Here is a 15,781-nt window from a genome sequence, read left to right as displayed (position 1 = left end):
GGGTCCGGAACGCCCGCTTCGCCGGGCCGCTCAGGGGCCCGGCGCGGTCGCCGCCCGCAGCGCCGCCGCCACGACGTGTTCCGTGCTGCCCGACGCGTCGATCGTGACGCCCGGCCCGTCGGCCTGAAGCGGCTGAAGGGCCGCGTACTGGGAGTCGAGCAGTTTCGGTGACATGAAGTGCCCTCGCCTGCGCGCGATTCGCTCCGCGGCCACCGCCCGGTCGAGGTCCAGGCAGATGAACCACACGTTCGCGCCCGTCCCTCGGAACTGGTCCCGGTACACCCGCTTGAGCGCCGAACACGCCACCACGCCCCCGTGCCCCGTCGCCCCGGTGGAGCGGATCCACTCCGTGAGAGCCGCCAGCCACGGGCGCCGGTCGGTGTCGTAGAGGGGGTGCCCGGACGCCATCTTCGCGCGGTTGGACGCCGGATGCAGGTCGTCACCCTCCAGGAACGGCACACCGAGCAGGCCGGCGAGCCGTGCTCCGACGGTGGACTTCCCGGACGCGGACGGGCCCATCACGATCACCACCCGCGAACTGCCGACCGTACCGGCCAACGTGCCTCCCCGAGTGCTGTGGAACACCGCGGCCAGACGCCGCGACCAGAACGCCGCGATCAGTCCACTGTCGCCCGTTCTGCCGTACGGCGCCTCGTCGGGCGCGCTCACCGAATCTGACGGATATTGGTGCCGTACGACGTCCGGCCGGCGCCCGGCTGGGGCACAGGAGGCTCGATGTCCGTTTCACGGTCGATGATGGCCCTCAGCGGCATCGTCGTGCTCGGTATGGCACTGACGGCCTGCACGGAGAAGCAGGCCCTGGGCACGATCGAGGCGCGCCACACGAGCGAGCGTGTCGAGAAGATCACCAACCCGGGGGTCGACGGGTGCCACCGTTTCAGCGCGGCGGTGACCCATGTCGCCAACTGGACACAGAGCGACATCGTCCTCTACCCGACTGCCGACTGCACCGAGCCGCGGGGCGGGGCGAGCGTCTATCTGGCCACCCAGACGCAGGACGGCGTGGTGCCCTCCGAGGCGCTGTGGCGCAGTTACACCGTCGTCAACTGACCCGTCATCCCGTCAGTTGGTAGATGCTCCCACCCATCGTGCACGGAACGAGTCGAGCCTACGCGCGGGTGCGACCCACCCGCGTCTCATGGCGGGCGCCCGCCGGGCGGTTGCGGTCAGAACGTGCCGGGGCGCTCGCCTGCGCGCACTCTGGACGTGGGAAGGAGCAGCTCCATGGAGACTTCCGCGCGGGTGCCGCCGGCGGTCGGAATCCGGTTGCCGTGCCCAGGCGTCGTCCCCGTCGGCGGTTGATGCCACGCGGGTCGTGGTGGCGAGGCCGGGCCAGTGGCGTGGCCGCCTCCGCGAAGGTGTTCCACGCCCGGGTCGAGTCCCGGTTCCCGGTGGTCACCCGCCTCGTGGACCGCATGGTCTCGGTGAACATCTTCGACTCCGCCACCCGCCTCGCCGCCCAGTGCTTCCTCACCGCCGTGCCATTGGTCTTCGTGGTCGGCGCGTACGCCCCGACGTCCGTGCAGAAGCAGCTCATCGCCTCGGTGAGCGCCGTCTTCGGTCTGACCGGGGCAGCGAAGTCCCAGTTGGAGCAGGCGTTCCAGCCCCACAGCGGCGATCTCCAGCAGGCCACCGGAGTGATCGGCGGACTGATGGTGCTGCTGTCGGCCACCGCCGTGAGCCGCGCGGTGCAGCGGCTGTGCCGACGGGCCTGGCGGACGCCCCGGGCCGGCACGAGCCTCGCGCCCTGGCGGTGGCTGGTCTGGATCGCCGTGTGGCTCGTCGTTCTGGTGTTGCAGGAACCGCTGCGCGACGGGTTCGGGCTCGGCCTGTGGCTGGGGCTGCCGATCACCCTCGTGGCACAGACGGCGCTGTGGTGGTGGACCCAGCACCTCCTGCTGAACGGTGTCGTCCGCTGGCCTCCCCTTCTGCCGGGTGCCGCTCTCACGGCGATCGCGGCCACCGCCCTGTCCGCGACCGCGCACTTCTACATGCCACGGGCCATCAACCGGGCCCTGGAGGAGTACGGCTCCGCCGGTTCGGTCTTCGTCCTGCTCTCCTGGCTGATCGTGGTCTGCGTGGCCGTCGCCGTCGGCATCAGCGTCGGCGCCGTCATGTCCCAGGAACCCTTCATGGCGCGACGACTCGGCACTGCGACGTCCGCACGCGGCGAGGCCGCGCGGGAGTGACGTCACCGCTCGCGGGTCCCGACGCCGCACGGCGTTGGGCTGTTTTACGGTGGTTCGATGCGAGTCGTGCCTAAGTGGGCCCTGTTCTCATCGGGGTGTGCGCCGGTCCTCCTGGCCGTCGGCTGGACGGTCGCGGGGCTGATCGAAGGGCCCGCCTACGACCCGGTCACCCAGACCATCAGCGTCCTGGCCGCCTACGGCGCTGCCGGGTTCTGGGTGATGACCGGAGCACTGGTCGCCCTGGGCGCCTGTCACCTGCTCACCGCCTGGGGACTGCGGGCGGCCGCGCTCGCCGGTCGCGTGGCACTCGGGGCCGGTGGAGTGACGGCGCTGGTGGTGGCCGTGCTTCCGGCACCCAGCAACGGCGGCTCCCTCCGGCACGGATCCGTCACCGTGGTCGGGTTCACCCTTCTGGCGGTGTGGCCGGTGCTGGCCGCCCAGCGCGGTCGAGCGGCACCGTGGGGTCTGCGGCCCGTGCCCTCCGTGGCGGTGACCCTCCTGATGGGCGTCGGCGCGGCCTGGTTCGTCATCGAGATGCAGGGGCACGGCGCCGCCGGGGTCGCCGAACGGGTCGTGACGTCCATCCAGTCCCTGTGGCCCTTCGTGGTCGTCACGTCCTGCCTCCGCCATGCCGACGGCGAGAGCTTCCCGGATTAGGGGCTGTCCGGCGGATCATGCCGCAGACGCGGGGTCTGGCCCGTCCACCTGCGGCGTTGTCGTCGGTTGCCGACTCCCCCCACGCTCGGCTTCGCTCGCGGGGGCCCCATCGCGTCGACGCCCTCCTCCGCCTTGCAGTTGGACGTTCCCCCACGCTCGGCTTCGCTCGCGCGGGGGGACCCCCACGACCCCGCTCACCCGGGTCGATGAGTCACCGCTGCCTTCCTGCGACCTGATCCGCCGGACAGTCCCTACCCTCCGCAGGCCCGGTCGCGAACGGTCCCCGGGCTGCGCCTGTGTCAGTCGACGGGCCAGGTGTGCACCGGGGCGTTGAGGTGCATGTAGTCGATGTACAGCTGCGTCGTGCGCCGCAGGGCCTCGTGGCGGCCGGCCCCGCTGGAGGCGGCCAGGCGGTGGAACATCTCCTTCTGCCAGACCGCTCCGTTGCGGCCGGCGACACACCGCTGCTCGATGATGCCCAGCAGCGGCTCCCGCCAGGCCGCGTCCATGCCGGAGTGCTCCAGCCCCCGATGGGCCAGCGGCAACAGGCGCCGCAGGACGAGTTCGGGCACCGGCACCTCACCCATCCCGGGCCAGTAGAGCGGTGCCTCGATACCGTGCCGTGCCGCCGTGTGCAGGTTCTCCTCGGCGGCCGAGAAGGACATCCGGGACCACACCGGCCGGTCCTCCTCCACCAGGGCGCGGGTGAGGCCGTAGTAGAAGGCGCCGTTGGCGAGCGTGTCGGCGACGGTCGGGCCGGCGGGCAGCACCCGGTTCTCCACCCGCACATGCGGTTTGTCGTGCGCGATGGCGTAGACCGGCCGGTTCCAGCGGTAGATGGTGCCGTTGTGCAGGGTGAGCTCGGCGAGTTCCGGTATGTCGCCCCGGTCCAGCGTCTCCACGGGGTTCTGCTCGTCGCAGACGGGCAGAAGCGCCGGGAAGTAGCGCAGGTTCTCCTCGAAGAGGTCGAAGACGCTGTTGATCCACCGCTCGCCGAACCACACCCGGGGCCGTACCCCCTGCTCCTTGATCTCCTGCGGGCGGGTGTCGGTCGCCTGCTCGAAGAGCGGGATACGGGTCTCGTGCCACAGCTCCTTGCCGAACAGGAAGGGCGCGTTGGCGGCCAGCGCGACCTGGACCCCGGCGATGGCCTGGGCCGCGTTCCAGTAGGCGGGGAACTCCTCCGGTGAGACCTGGAGGTGGAACTGGGTGCTCGTGCACGCGGCTTCGGGGGTGATCGTGTCCGCGTAGGTCCGCAGCCGGTCCACGCCGTCCACCTCGATGCGCAGGTCCTCGCCCCGGGCGGCGAAGACCTGGTCGTTGAGCAGCCGGTAGCGCGGGTTCTCCGACAGCGCACTCTCTCCGATGTCCTCCTGGCGGAGCGTGGGCAGGATGCCGATCATGAGCAGCCGGGCCCCGACGGACCGTGCGCGCTGGTCGGCGTGGTTCAGCGCGGCGCGGATCTCGGACTCCCAGGCGTCGGGGCCGCCCTCCGTGAGACGGCGGGGCGGCACGTTGATCTCCAGGTTGAACCGGCCCAGCTCGGTGGACCAGGCGGGGTCGGCGATCGCCTCGAGCACGTCGACGTTGCGCATCGTCGGCTCGGCCGCGTCGTCGACGAGGTTCAGCTCGATCTCCAGCCCGACCTGGGGACGCTCCGACTCGAAGCGTGCCTCGCGCAGCATCTGCGCGAAGGCGTCCAGGCACTCCTGCATCTTGATCCGGTAACGGCGCCGGTCCTCACGGGTGAAGACCAGCGCCGGGACGTCCCGTCCCATGGGTCCTCCCGGGGTGCCCCTCCTCGGACGACACCTCTCCACTCCAGCGTCGCACCACCCTGCCGCCCCCACCAGACGAGCGGTCGGTGTCCAAGGGGGGCCGCTCCGGGGTCAGTGCCAGCCGAAACGGCGGTCCACCACAGCCGCGAACTCCTCCAGGGTCAGTTGCGCGTCCCCGTTCTGGTCGGCGGCGTCGAACAGGGCGGAGGAGGCGTCGGCGTCCCCCAGAGCCCAGAACGGCAGATCCCCCGAGGCGGCCAGATCCGGGCCCTTCGACCGCAGCGCGATGATCACCTCGTCGCGGGTCAGGGTCCCGTTGTGGTCGAGGTCGAGCGCCTCGAACAGCTTCCGGGCCTTCTCGCTCATCTTGGCGTCCTCGTTCCTTCACCGGCGGGGCGGGCCGGCCCACCCCACTCTCAGACGTCAACGCCTCCGCGGCCCCGCACGTTCCCCGCCGGGGACGGCGGTGCCTGTCCTGTCAGGGAGGTGTCCGCAGCAGGGCTGGACGAGGCCGGACGGCCGGCGAGGCCCGGCACCCGCCGAGGTGCCGGGCCGACGGCTCAGCCGACGACGCGGCCCAGTTCGATGCGGTCGATGTTCGGGGCCCACGCGGTCGCATTGCCGAACGTCACCGTGTTGGAGCCCCGGACGAGGTCGACGGGGACGCCCACCGTCCAGTAGTCGTCCCAGCTCCAGGTGTTCTTGAAGGTGACCTTCCGCGGGGCACCGCTCCCCACCGCGATGTCCGCGGTGCGGGACATGATGTCGGTGTTGTAGGCGTGGCCGTTGTCGCGGCGGTCGTTGTGCGCGTAGTGGACGACCAGCAGGTAGCGCCCGGGCCTGGGCGCGTTCACCGTGAACTCGGCGGTGCTGTCGGCACTGTTGCCGAGCCATCCGATGTACGACCCGGAGGAGGCGTGGGCCGAGCCGACGAGCTTGGCGCCGCCCGCGAGGGTCGCGGAAGCGCCCTCGTAGGAGAGCGTGCCGGTGTCGGATCCGTCGCCGGAGACGTCGAGGGAGCGGACCGCGGCGTGCCGGGCCGTCACCGCGACCCGGTTGTTGCCCGCCACCAGGTAGAGCCTGAGCGTCCGGCCCGGCGCCGCGGCCACCTTCTCCCCGTGCAACGCCAGCTGGAGCGCCGCCGAAGCCCGCGGCACCACCGTGTAGTAGCCGTCGCGCGGCGCGTAGACGTCGAAGACCGCCTTGTCGCCCGAGCGCAGCACGAGGGCACCCGTGCCCACCCCGGCCGACGAGGAGTAGTCGTACGACGGCCTGCCACTGATGTCGGCGAGCGTGGCCTCGTACGACGTGGACGGCCTGCCGGTGCGTGCCGTCAGGTCGACGCGGTCCAGGGTGACCTCGGCGTCGCCCTTCGCCAGGGACAGCACGTGGGTGCCGGCGGTGAGCCGTACCGTGACGTCCTTCTTGGCGCGGTAGGTCCAGTTCTCGGTGGACGGGTAGGTGACGATGACCGGCTCCCCGCCGTCGACCGACAGCTTCTGGGTGGCAGGCGCTCCGGACTGGTTGCCGTACAGGATCGCCAGGTCGTACGTCCCCGTCTCGGGCACGTTCACCGTGAAGTCCACCTTGCTGGTGGCGGCGTTGAGGGAGCCGACGTCCTTCGTGCCGGAGGCCGCGTAGCCGTTGGCGTTGCTCACCGTGCCCTGGGTGTAGACCTTGCCGTCGGTGATGGCCGCGTCCTCGGCCTCGTGGGACGCCGACCAGGGGACGGACGCGGCGGCCGGAGTGCCCGAACCGCCGGGGGTGAGGACGATCCGGTACGCGGACATCTTGTGCAGGCCGCGCAGCGGGACACTCACCGTGCCGTCGTCGGCGACCCTCACCTTCGTGCGGGCGAGGACGCGGGGCGCCCGGTGCTGACCCTCGTAGCCGGACCAGGCGGCCTCGGCGACGGTCGCGGTGACCGTGCGGCCGAAGAGGGACCCGGAGACGTTCTCGACCACGACGTCCGCGTCACCGTCCGAGCCGCCGAGCAGGACCTGGGCCTGGCGGCGCGAGGTGTCGAGGGAGGCGAGGCCCTGGAGGGTGTCGATGGTGTTGGCCTGCGGCGGGGTCACCTTGACGGTGTCACCGGTCAGGCCCGCGTACCAACGGAAGAACCACCAGCCGCCGTTGGGGATGTTGGAGCGCGCCACATTGCCGCTGAGGTTGCCGGCGGCGTCCCAGTACGCCTGGTTGGCGAAGACCTTGTTCCGCTCGAACATCGAGACCCACTGCACGAGTTGCCCGGGTACCGACAGGTCGCGACGGTTGGCGTACTCGTCGATGTTGACCGGCAGGGGAGCGATCCCCACCGCACGCTCGATCGACCGGTAGTCGTCGTAGTGCGCCTGGAAGTCGCGCAGCGAGCCGGAGTCCAGCTCGTGCCAGGTCGTCACCTGGGGCAGCACGTTCTCGCGCTTGGCGAAGGCGAGGAAGTCCTTCAACAGGCGGGAGTGGTAACCGGCTTCGTTGGGACCGGCGATCCTCGCGTCGGGGTCGATCGCTCGGATGCGCTCGTACACCGTCTTCCAGTCCTTGAAGAACCGGTCGCGGTTGGCCTCGTACTGCGCCTGATCGGAGACGCCGAGCTTGTACCAGATCTGGTCGGGCTCGTTGAACGGGATGTAGACGAAGCGGTCGCTGTTCGGATCGGCCGCCACCTCCTTGGCGATCTTGTCGACCTTGGGGAGGTAGTCGTCGATACCGAGGTCCTCGTACGGCCACTTGGCGTAGGTGTCCTGCATCATCACCAGGACCTCACCGCCGCCGTTGCGGAAGAACGACTTGGAGACGGTGAGCGCGTCCCCGTTGGGATGCTGCGCGCCGCCCTCCGGCTTCTGCGAGACGCTGGTGATCTTCAGGGGTGCCAGCGCGGCCTCGCTCGGCACCCCGTCGTCGCTGAGGCCGTACAGCGCGCCATTGGCCCCGAGCATCACCGGCCCCTCGGAGGAGGCAAGATCGACGGTGAGGCGCTGGGGGCCGGCTGCTGCCGCCGGTCCTGCGGTGGGGAGGGTGCCTGCCATGACGGCGACTCCAAGTGCGGTGGTGACAAGAGCGGTTTTGAAATGGGGACGCGTACGGGTGGGGGCGATCACGCTGCAGGACCTCCGGTCGTTTGACGGCTCCACTGGCGATTCCGGACACGATGTTCAAAGGTTGCGCGGGAGGGCGGCAAAGGCTGGGCGGGAGGGCGGCCCGCGCACCGCAGCCAGGACGAAGAAGGCGTAGCGGACGCCGCTCCAGGCGCGGGCGGGACGTTCAGTGATCGGTGGACGGCGGCGGCCCCGAGCTCTCCCGCACGACCAGCTCCGGAACGGAGACGGGGTGCGGCGCGATTCGCGCGGACTCCTCGACAACGTCGTGCAGCAGCGCGAACGCGGCCCGTCCCAGGCCGGTGAAGTCCAGACGTACGGTCGTCAGGGACGGAGTCAGATAGGCGGCGTGCGGGGCGTCGTCGAACCCGGCGACGCTGACCTCGCCGGGGACGGACCGGCCGGCCTCGTACAGGGCACGCAGTACCCCGAGGGCGAGGTCGTCGTTGCCGCAGAGGATCGCGGTGACGGACGGGTCCTGCGCCAGTTGCCGGCCCGCCGCGTGACCGCCCGCCGGGCCCCAACTGCCCTGCACTGGACGGTGTTCCGGTGCCCCGGCCTCCCGCAGCGCCTGGCGCCAGCCGCTGGTGCGGGCGCTGGTGCGCCGGGTGCTGGACGGGATGGCGGCGTAGTGCACGGTCTCATGGCCGAGGGACAGCAGATGCCGTGTCGCCTGGTAGGCGGCCTCGCGGTCGTCGGTCCACACCCAGGGGCGGTCGCCGCCGGGCGGGGTCGCCGGAGTCTCGACCACGCCGACGACCGGCAGGTCACCGGGGACGGCGCCCAGTGCCCGTACCCCGGCCGGATCGTAGGCGATCACGATCAGTCCGCCGCCGGCGTCCGCCGCCCGCTGCACCTCCGCGGCGACGGCGGAGTCCTCGTCGGATTCCAGGACTCCGATCCCGACCGCGTAGGACGCGGCGCGGGCGGCCTCCTCGATGCCCTGGAGGATGGAGGCGTAGCCGTAGTGGGTGGTGTTGGAGGTGAGCACGGTCACGCTCTTGGTGCGGCCGCTGGCGAGGGCGAGGGCGGTGGCGTTGCGCCGGAAGCCGAGTTCGTCGATGGCGGCGACTACCCGTTCCCGGGTGGACTGCTTGACACTGGGGTGATCGTTGATCACCCGGGAGACGGTCTGGTACGAGACCCCGGCGGCCCGCGCGACGTCCCTGATGCTCGCGGGACGCTTTGTGTGACCGGTCATATTCATGCCGAGATTGTGACCGGTCACACGGAGTGAGTCAAGAGATCGTAACGGAGACACCCCTGTCTGACGCGCGCCGGCCCCGACGTCCTCGTCAGGTCCGGCGACGCTTCGTCGCCGCCTGGAGTTCCTGGCGGAGGCGTTCGGGGGCCCACTCCTCGTCGACGGCCCGGCGGACCATGTCGGCCTGGGAGGGTGGGGCGAGGCCGTCGACGGGCGGGTCGAGGTCCAGGTCGGTGGGGAAGGGGTAGCCCTCGGCGGTGGCCGCGACCACCCGGCGCAGCCAGTCCTCCGAGGCGCCCTCGGCCTTGCGGCGCAGCAGCACCGGGAAGAGCGCGTTCGCCATCGCCTCGCGGTCCACCGTCTCCATGGCACGGCCGAACGCGGACGAGATCTGGAGCAGGTTCGCCATGCGCCTGATGCCGGCCGAGCGGTTGTGTCCGGCCGCGTGGAAGAGAGCGGGGTTGAAGAACACCGCGTCTCCCTTGTCCAGCGGGAGCTGGACGTGATGGGCGTCGAAGTACGCGACGAACCGCGGGAGCCGCCAGGCCAGATAGCCCGGCTCGAACTTCTGCGAGTGCGGCAGATACAGCGTCGGTCCCGATTCCACCGGCATGTCGCAGTGGGCGACCGCGCCTTGCAGCGTCAGTACGGGGGAGAGGCGGTGGACGTGCGCAGGGTGGGCGGCGGCGCGCTCCCGGGTGAGGAAGCCGAGGTGGTAGTCACGGTGCGCGCTCTGTGCCGCGCCACCCGGGTTGACCACGTTGACCTGTGAGGTGACCTGGTAGGCGGGGCCGAGCCAGGCCTCGGCGACCAGCTCCAGCATGTCGTTGCCGTAGTAGTCGGCGAACACCTCCGGCGCCCGCACGGCCACCTTGTCCAGCGCGCTCCAGAGCCGGTCGTTGGCGCCGGGCTCGGCGAAGTGGTCGCCGCGGGCCGCGCCGGAGGCACGTTCCTCCTCGATCAGGGTCCAAAAGACCCGGGACATGCCGTCCACGGCACCGGCGTCGGTGAAGGCCCGCTGCAGGACGACGATGCCCGGCCCGTCCAGCAGGGTGCGGATCAGTTCGCCCTGCACCGTCCGGCGGCCCTCCGGGGTGGCCGTCAGGGAGCGGAGTCGTTCGCTGTCGTAGAGCGGAACGTTCTGCTCGACCCGCTCGGCCGAGGGGTGGTCGGCCGGGTCGGTGCGCTGCTCGACGAGGGAGCGGAACGCCTCGAGATCGCAGTCCGCCTCGGTCAGCCAGGTCCGTGCTCCCGCACCTGTGAGGGACATTCCTGGTCCTTTCGCCGTCCTTGCTCCTCTGTCAGTCTGGGGAACCCGAACCCATCATTCAATGCGCGAAAACACATCAAAAACACATCAGCACATCGCGGGAAGCGGGCGTGCGGCACCCCTGCACGCTCAAGGAGATCGCCCGTCGGGCCGGACCGAGTGCGGCCACCGTCGACCGTGTCCTCAACGGCCGCGGCGGTGTGCGGGAGGCGACATCGGCACCGCGGGTCCCGGAGCGCTTCTCGACCGCCGTACGCGACGCCCCCGAGGCCGAACTGCCCACCGTGCACCCCCGCGCTCGTCCGCTCCCGGTTCCACTTCCGCGAGAGCGGACCCGCCGCCGACCTCGTCGGGATCCGTGTCCTGCGAGCCGACGGCTCACCGACCGTCAGGTGCGCGGCCGCCGCCACCGTCGCGAGGGCTGACGAGCTGTCAGCGTCCGCCGAAGGCGCGCCGGTAGGCGGTCTCGTCGTCGGCACCGAACACGGTGAGGACGACCCGGTCGAACCCGTCGGGGTGGGCGTCGAGCCAGTCGGCGACGGTGCGCAGGGCGACCGGGGCGGCCTCGTCCTTGGGGTAGCCGAAGACGCCGGTGCTCACACCGCAGAAGGCCAGCGTGCGGATCGTCCCGACCTCGGCGGCGAGGTCGAGACAGGCCCGGAGGAGGAGGCCAGCGCCTCCGCGTCCCGCGTGCTCGGCAGGCCGTCGACGACCGGGCCGACGGTGTGCAGGACGTGGCGGGCCGGCAGATGGTAGCCCCGCGTGATCTTGGCGGTGCCGGTCGGCTCGGAGGCGCCCTGAAGCGCGATGACGGCATGGCAGTCGTCACGCAGCCGGGGCCCGGCGGCGCTGTGGATGGCGTTGTCGATACAGGGGTGCAGGGGTCGGAAGCAGCCGAGCAGGGCGCTGTTGGCGGCGTTGACGACGGCGTCCGCCGCGAGGGTGGTGATGTCTCCCCGCCACAGCGCCGTGCGACGGGCGGCCGGAAAGGCGCTGTCGGGGAACTCCTCCTGGGCAGTTGCTCTGCCCGGACCGTGGGACGCAGGAGACGTTCCGCGCCGAGGACCGCGTCCAGCGCCTCGGAGGCGCCGTCGGGCAGCGGCCCGGGCGGCCGAACGGTCAGCAGGGCGCGCAGTATGCGCCGCGCCGTCGTCGCGTCGGCATCCCCGAGCTCTCGCGGGAAGTCCGCTCGCAGGCCGAGCCGCGACACAGCCGGGTCGTGGGCGAGCAGCCTCAGCGCCGTACGCACGTGCTCGTCCAGCCCTTCGGCCGGGGCGGGCGCCGCCGAGGGCCGGAAGGGGGCGTCCAGGGCTATCGCCGTGCGGTAGCCGGCCAGGGGGAACACTGCGGTCCGGGTCTCCTTCGTGACGGCGCCGGTGCGACAGCCCGGGGCGCGGCGGTGCGGGGCCGACCGGGACGGTCAGCCCCGGAGGGCACGGACGACGTCCGCGAGGGGAGTGGCGGGGTGGCCGGTGAGGGTCCGCACCGCGTCGCTGACGCCGTCGAGCTGACCGGCCGCGATGGCGGTGTACGTGGACACCCAGGCGTCGAGCTGCCACTGCGGGGCGTCGTACGAAGCGCGTGAGGCGTACGCCTCCTCGACCGTCTCCGGCTCGTAGGTGACGGTGCGGCCGAGCACCTCCGTGAGGACCGCCGCGGCGTCGTGCAGCGTCAGGGACTCGGGGCCGGTCAGGTCGTAGACGGCGCCGGTGTGGTCGGTGGGCCGGGTCAGGATCGTGGTGGCGGCGTCGGCGATGTCGTCCTGGGAGACGAACGCGGTACGCCCCCGCTCGGCCGGACCGCGGATCACACCGTCCGCGCCGACCAGGTCGGGTACGAACTCCGCGTAGAAGTTGTCCCGCAGGAACGTGTACGCCAGGCCGCTGGCGCGGATGTGCTCCTCGGTGTGGAAGTGGTCGCGGGCCAGGGTGAACGTGGCGTCGGGCGCGGCGCCGTAGAAGGACACGTACACCAGGTGCCGTACGCCGGCCTCCGCGGCGGCGTCGACGAAGTTCCGGTGCTGGGCGAGCCGGTCGGCGCTCTCGGAGGCGGACACCATGAACACGGTCTCCGTACCGCTCAGACCGCGCAGCACGGCCTCGCGGTCGCCGTACTCGGCACGGACCGGGGTGGCGCCGGGCAGCCGGGGAGCCCGCTCGGGGCTGCGCACCAGCAGCCTCTGCGCCAGGCCCCGCTCGGCCAGGCGGTGAGCGACGCGGCCGCCGAGGCGTCCGGTGGCTCCGGTGACCGTCACCGTCGGTGTGCGTGTTTCGGCCATGGTCGGGATCACTTCCTGTTCGGTCGGTGGGGGTCAGGCCGTGAGCGCGCCGAGGAGCAGGTCCGCCGCGCTCGGCACGGACAGCGCGCGGTCCCCGAGGTCCGCGGGGACCTCCGGGTGGTCCGGGTTGATCCGCACGAGCCGTGCCCCGGGGGTGCGGCGGACGAGGTTCTCCATCGGCCACCGGATCACGCCCGGAGTGTTGAATCCGGCGCCGATCTCCAGGACGAGCAGGCGTGCGCCGTCGGGTGCGTCGCCCAGCCAGCGGGCCAGCCGGTCCCCGGCGGGCAGGTAGGGGCCGTCGATGAACTCGGGCCCCACACGCACGTTGGGGAAGACGTCCGCTCCGCAGTTCGGGCAGACGGGCAGGGCGGCCGGGTCGGTCACCCGCCCGGTGTCCCGGTCGTACACGGTGAGGATCCGGTCGTAGACCGGCTTTGCGGGCCAGGTCTCCTGGGTGCACGGCACAGTGCACTGGAGCCGTCCGTAGTCGCCCTGCGGCGTGAAGATCCGGTCCGGGTCGAAGCCGTTGCGGGCGAACAACGCGTCGACGTTCGACGTCATGACCCAGTGGTCGCGTTCCCCGACCAGCGAACGCAGGTGTCCGTAGAGGGGGTTGGGCCGGGACCCGTAACGGATGTCGTCGATGTGGACGGCCCAGTAGCCCCACATCATGTCGGCCGGCAGGGGGACGCCGAGCAGATAGCGCGAGCGCAGCCCGAGCCGGTACAGCGCCGGAAACAGCTCCTTGAAGCGCTCGGCGTCCCCGTAGTCGTACCCGGCGGCCGCGCTCAGTCCGGCACCGGCCGCGACCAGGACCCGGTCGGCCTCGTCGAGCCGGCTGCGAACCCTCTCGGCGGTCATCTGTCGCCTTCCCTTCGGCACACTTCCTCCCCTCAACCTAGGAGGAAGCCCCGCGCGGGACGGGGCCGGATCGCGACGCGCGATGGTCAAAACCCGACACCGGCGTCACCCTGCACCGTCGGACCGGGCCGCGGCCGCCAGAGTCGGCTGAAGTCGTCTCGCCGCATTGAGGTGGTCGACGGTCCAGATGATGCGCACCGCCGTGTCGGAGGCCCTCCCGTCGTCGTCGCGCAGATCGCGGTCGAGTGAGGCGACCAGCGTCGCCTCGCCCACGGGGTGGCGCGGCATCGGGTCCCGGACGGCCGCGTGCCCGGCGAGGCTCACGGCCAGGTCCGCGTACCAGCCGGTCACCCGGCCCGCCGCGCCCTGGAGCACCAGTCGTGCCTCGGCGCGGTCCGTCCCCGCGTGCCGCTCGCGCGAACGCTGCCACAGCCCCAGCACCGCGTCGGCGGCGAGCCGCAGGCCAACGATGCCGGTGACCAGGGTGGTCATGTCCGCCAGCGACAGGGGCTTCGCGCCCCGCTCGGCCAGGAAGCCCCGGAAGGCGTCGTCGAGCCTGCGCGCGGCGGCCGCCGCCTCACGGCTCTGCGTCAGCGGCGCGCCCGCCGGGGAGGGGTGGGTGCCACAGCGGCCCACGGCGTACTCGACGGCCCCCGCGAGATAGCGGGCACTGTCCGTGTACGCCTCGGCGAGGGCCCGGTGGACGGCCGCCGCGGCGCCGCGCGGCCACAGGAACAGGCCCACGAGCACGCTCACCGCACAGCCCAGTGCGATGTCCTGGATGCGTAGCAGCACGATGTGCCAGTCGGGCTGCTTGCCGATGTTGAACAGGATGGCCAGCGTGAGGGTGAAGGCCGCCTGCCCCGCGGCGAACGACACGGCGGCCGGAGCGATGCCCGCGATCAGCACGGCGAGCGGCAGCAGGAACCACAGCGCGGTGCCGTGATGGGTGATGAGCTGGAGCAGCACGGCTCCGACGACGGATCCCACGATTGTGCCGCCGAGGGCGCGGACCGCGTTCTGGCCGGTGTTGAGCGCGTTCGAGCGCAGCACCGAGAGGGTGCCCAGGAGCACCCAGAACGAGTGCTGCACGTCCGTCGCCTTCACCAGGCCGACCGCGATGCCGAGGCCCACCGCCCCCCGGAGGCTGTTGTGCAGCCAGACCGAGCCCGGCCGCAGATGGGCGACGGCCCGCTCCCGCGCCGAGGCCAGCGGCCGGGCGGGCCCACCCGGTTCGAGGCCGAGCAGCCGCTCCGGCCAGCTGCGCCGTTCCGCCGCTGCCGCCAGATCCACGTTGCCGGCGATCTGAAGCGTCGCGAAGCCCAGTTCCTGGGCGCGGAACGACAGGTCCAGAGCCCCGATGAAGGCGTGGACGTCCGCCTGCGCACCGGGCCGGGGCAGGCTCACCGGCAGCCGAGCGGTGGCCCCGAGCTCCATGCCGGCCATGGCCGCACGCAGCCCCGTCATGGCCGTGCGCAGCGCCTCGGGTGACTGCTGCGATGTGTCCAGCAGGTCGGCGGTACGCTCCAGGACCACCGCTGCCGCCCGCCGTACCGCGTGGGCCTCTGGGTCGCACATCGGGTGCTCCACGGCCGGGGGAGCGCTGTCGGCCACGATGGTGCTGAGCCAGGTCAGCTCGTCGACCAGCCGCACCAGGGCACGCGAGCTGGTGGACAGCCCGGTCGGCCGGTAGGGAGTGGCGGCGAAGGCACGGCGCAGGTCGGTCGCGGCGTCGGCGGCCCGGGCGGCGGTCTCCCGGCAGGCGTGCACGCTCGCCGCCCCGTGGTCGTGCGCGAGCCAGGAGGCGTCGGTGCGCAGTTGTGCCGCCGCGGCACGGCAGGCCCGCGCGGCGGGGGCGCTGAGGGGGTCCGTGGTGGGCCGCGGCCACAGCAAGGAGATCGCGAGCGTCGCGGCGACCGAGGCGAGGCCGGCGCCGGCGAGCCGCGCGGGCAGCTCCGAGACCGGCGCGGACGTGCTCACCGGAAGGACGAAGGCCAGCAGCAGCGCGGTCGACGCCCCGGCGAGCACGGAGCTGACCACACCGGAGAACAGCACCAGGAAGCCGACGATCACCGTGCCGGCCACCGCGACCCAGGTCACCCGGGCGGCGAAGGTACCGAGACAGATGAACAGCAACCAGGCCACCCCGAGACCCACGTGGGCCCGCAGCCGCTGCACCATCGGGCCGGTGAAGTCGACGAACAGCAGCATCGACAGCGAACCGAACGCGGCGTAGAGCGCCATCACCGGTGCGTCGAGCACCTGACCGCACAGGGCGAACAGCGCGGGCATCACCAGCGCGGCACGCACGGCCCTACGGGTCGCGGCCAGCTCCGGGTCGTGCGCCCGCAGCCACGCCGGGACCCTCCCGAGCAGGCTGAAGCCAGGTACTGCCCGCATACGCCGCGACCTTCCGTCAGCGCCG

Annotated in this window: 13 protein-coding genes and 2 pseudogenes; 4 read left to right on the top strand and 11 right to left on the bottom strand. The window is 72.0% G+C overall.

The window, feature by feature from the left end:
* Nucleotides 1–30: 30 nt before the first annotated feature.
* Nucleotides 31–669 carry a gluconokinase gene (locus IG99_RS31955; RefSeq protein WP_324606151.1) on the bottom strand — a complete coding sequence of 213 codons (639 nt, stop codon included), beginning with the start codon at nt 667–669 and terminating at the stop codon, nt 31–33.
* Nucleotides 670–735: 66 nt separating this feature from the next.
* Between IG99_RS31955 and IG99_RS31950 the strand changes: the two genes are divergently transcribed.
* The 3 genes from IG99_RS31950 (at nt 736) to IG99_RS31940 (ending at nt 2,867) form a co-directional block, all read left to right on the top strand.
* Nucleotides 736–1,071: a hypothetical protein gene (locus tag IG99_RS31950; protein ID WP_037680131.1), complete on the top strand. Its 336-nt coding sequence runs from the start codon at nt 736–738 to the stop codon at nt 1,069–1,071.
* A 290-nt stretch (nt 1,072–1,361) separates the two neighbouring features.
* Nucleotides 1,362–2,210 (top strand): YhjD/YihY/BrkB family envelope integrity protein, encoded by an 849-nt coding sequence (locus tag IG99_RS31945; RefSeq protein ID WP_234312030.1) that lies wholly within the window; start codon nt 1,362–1,364, stop codon nt 2,208–2,210.
* Between the two features lie 57 nt (nt 2,211–2,267).
* On the top strand, nt 2,268–2,867 hold the full coding sequence (locus IG99_RS31940) for a DUF998 domain-containing protein (protein WP_037680123.1): 600 nt from the start codon (nt 2,268–2,270) through the stop codon (nt 2,865–2,867).
* Between the two features lie 299 nt (nt 2,868–3,166).
* On the opposite strand, the gene IG99_RS31935 is transcribed toward IG99_RS31940, so the two are convergent.
* The 5 genes from IG99_RS31935 to IG99_RS31915 all read right to left on the bottom strand — a co-directional run bounded on the left by IG99_RS31935 (nt 3,167) and on the right by IG99_RS31915 (nt 10,214).
* Complete coding sequence (locus tag IG99_RS31935) at nt 3,167–4,645, bottom strand: glutamate--cysteine ligase family protein (protein ID WP_037680120.1); 1,479 nt, start codon at nt 4,643–4,645, stop codon at nt 3,167–3,169.
* A gap of 111 nt (nt 4,646–4,756) precedes the next feature.
* Complete coding sequence (locus tag IG99_RS31930) at nt 4,757–5,011, bottom strand: EF-hand domain-containing protein (RefSeq protein WP_037680119.1); 255 nt, start codon at nt 5,009–5,011, stop codon at nt 4,757–4,759.
* A gap of 194 nt (nt 5,012–5,205) precedes the next feature.
* Nucleotides 5,206–7,671, bottom strand: coding sequence for a CBM35 domain-containing protein (locus tag IG99_RS31925; RefSeq protein ID WP_037680117.1), 2,466 nt, complete (start codon nt 7,669–7,671; stop codon nt 5,206–5,208).
* 235 nt (nt 7,672–7,906) lie between these two features.
* Nucleotides 7,907–8,947, bottom strand: coding sequence for a LacI family DNA-binding transcriptional regulator (locus IG99_RS31920; RefSeq protein ID WP_051866159.1), 1,041 nt, complete (start codon nt 8,945–8,947; stop codon nt 7,907–7,909).
* Nucleotides 8,948–9,035: 88 nt separating this feature from the next.
* Complete coding sequence (locus IG99_RS31915) at nt 9,036–10,214, bottom strand: phytanoyl-CoA dioxygenase family protein (RefSeq protein WP_037680113.1); 1,179 nt, start codon at nt 10,212–10,214, stop codon at nt 9,036–9,038.
* A 110-nt stretch (nt 10,215–10,324) separates the two neighbouring features.
* On the opposite strand from IG99_RS31915, the pseudogene IG99_RS46300 reads away from it, so the two are divergent.
* A pseudogene (locus IG99_RS46300) lies at nt 10,325–10,557 on the top strand (LacI family DNA-binding transcriptional regulator); the annotation flags it as partial.
* A gap of 89 nt (nt 10,558–10,646) precedes the next feature.
* On the opposite strand, the gene IG99_RS50675 reads toward IG99_RS46300, so the two are convergent.
* From IG99_RS50675 to IG99_RS51475, 5 genes and pseudogenes are all read right to left on the bottom strand, one after another.
* Nucleotides 10,647–10,814 (bottom strand): macro domain-containing protein, encoded by a 168-nt coding sequence (locus IG99_RS50675; protein WP_234312040.1) that lies wholly within the window; start codon nt 10,812–10,814, stop codon nt 10,647–10,649.
* Nucleotides 10,815–10,939: 125 nt separating this feature from the next.
* Nucleotides 10,940–11,083: pseudogene (locus IG99_RS51480) on the bottom strand (macro domain-containing protein); the annotation flags it as partial.
* Between the two features lie 551 nt (nt 11,084–11,634).
* On the bottom strand, nt 11,635–12,492 hold the full coding sequence (locus IG99_RS31905; protein WP_037680243.1) for an SDR family oxidoreductase: 858 nt from the start codon (nt 12,490–12,492) through the stop codon (nt 11,635–11,637).
* Between the two features lie 33 nt (nt 12,493–12,525).
* Nucleotides 12,526–13,356 carry an SIR2 family NAD-dependent protein deacylase gene (locus tag IG99_RS31900; RefSeq protein ID WP_037680111.1) on the bottom strand — a complete coding sequence of 277 codons (831 nt, stop codon included), beginning with the start codon at nt 13,354–13,356 and terminating at the stop codon, nt 12,526–12,528.
* A gap of 105 nt (nt 13,357–13,461) precedes the next feature.
* On the bottom strand, nt 13,462–15,756 hold the full coding sequence (locus IG99_RS51475) for an FUSC family protein (RefSeq protein ID WP_037680109.1): 2,295 nt from the start codon (nt 15,754–15,756) through the stop codon (nt 13,462–13,464).
* Nucleotides 15,757–15,781: the final 25 nt, after the last annotated feature.

This window comes from Streptomyces griseus subsp. griseus, assembly GCF_000720255.1.
Lineage (GTDB): Bacteria > Actinomycetota > Actinomycetes > Streptomycetales > Streptomycetaceae > Streptomyces > Streptomyces griseus_I.
This window is presented reverse-complemented; position numbering and strand designations above follow the sequence as displayed.

Coding starts and splice junctions, on each gene's coding strand:
- IG99_RS31905 (WP_037680243.1), bottom strand. CDS start 12,492: ATGGCCGAAACACGCACACCGACGGTGACGGTCACCGGAGCCACCGGA.
- IG99_RS31920 (WP_051866159.1), bottom strand. CDS start 8,947: ATGAATATGACCGGTCACACAAAGCGTCCCGCGAGCATCAGGGACGTC.
- IG99_RS31940 (WP_037680123.1), top strand. CDS start 2,268: ATGCGAGTCGTGCCTAAGTGGGCCCTGTTCTCATCGGGGTGTGCGCCG.
- IG99_RS31925 (WP_037680117.1), bottom strand. CDS start 7,671: ATGGCAGGCACCCTCCCCACCGCAGGACCGGCGGCAGCAGCCGGCCCC.
- IG99_RS31900 (WP_037680111.1), bottom strand. CDS start 13,356: ATGACCGCCGAGAGGGTTCGCAGCCGGCTCGACGAGGCCGACCGGGTC.
- IG99_RS51475 (WP_037680109.1), bottom strand. CDS start 15,756: ATGCGGGCAGTACCTGGCTTCAGCCTGCTCGGGAGGGTCCCGGCGTGG.
- IG99_RS31950 (WP_037680131.1), top strand. CDS start 736: ATGTCCGTTTCACGGTCGATGATGGCCCTCAGCGGCATCGTCGTGCTC.
- IG99_RS31915 (WP_037680113.1), bottom strand. CDS start 10,214: ATGTCCCTCACAGGTGCGGGAGCACGGACCTGGCTGACCGAGGCGGAC.
- IG99_RS31930 (WP_037680119.1), bottom strand. CDS start 5,011: ATGAGCGAGAAGGCCCGGAAGCTGTTCGAGGCGCTCGACCTCGACCAC.
- IG99_RS31935 (WP_037680120.1), bottom strand. CDS start 4,645: ATGGGACGGGACGTCCCGGCGCTGGTCTTCACCCGTGAGGACCGGCGC.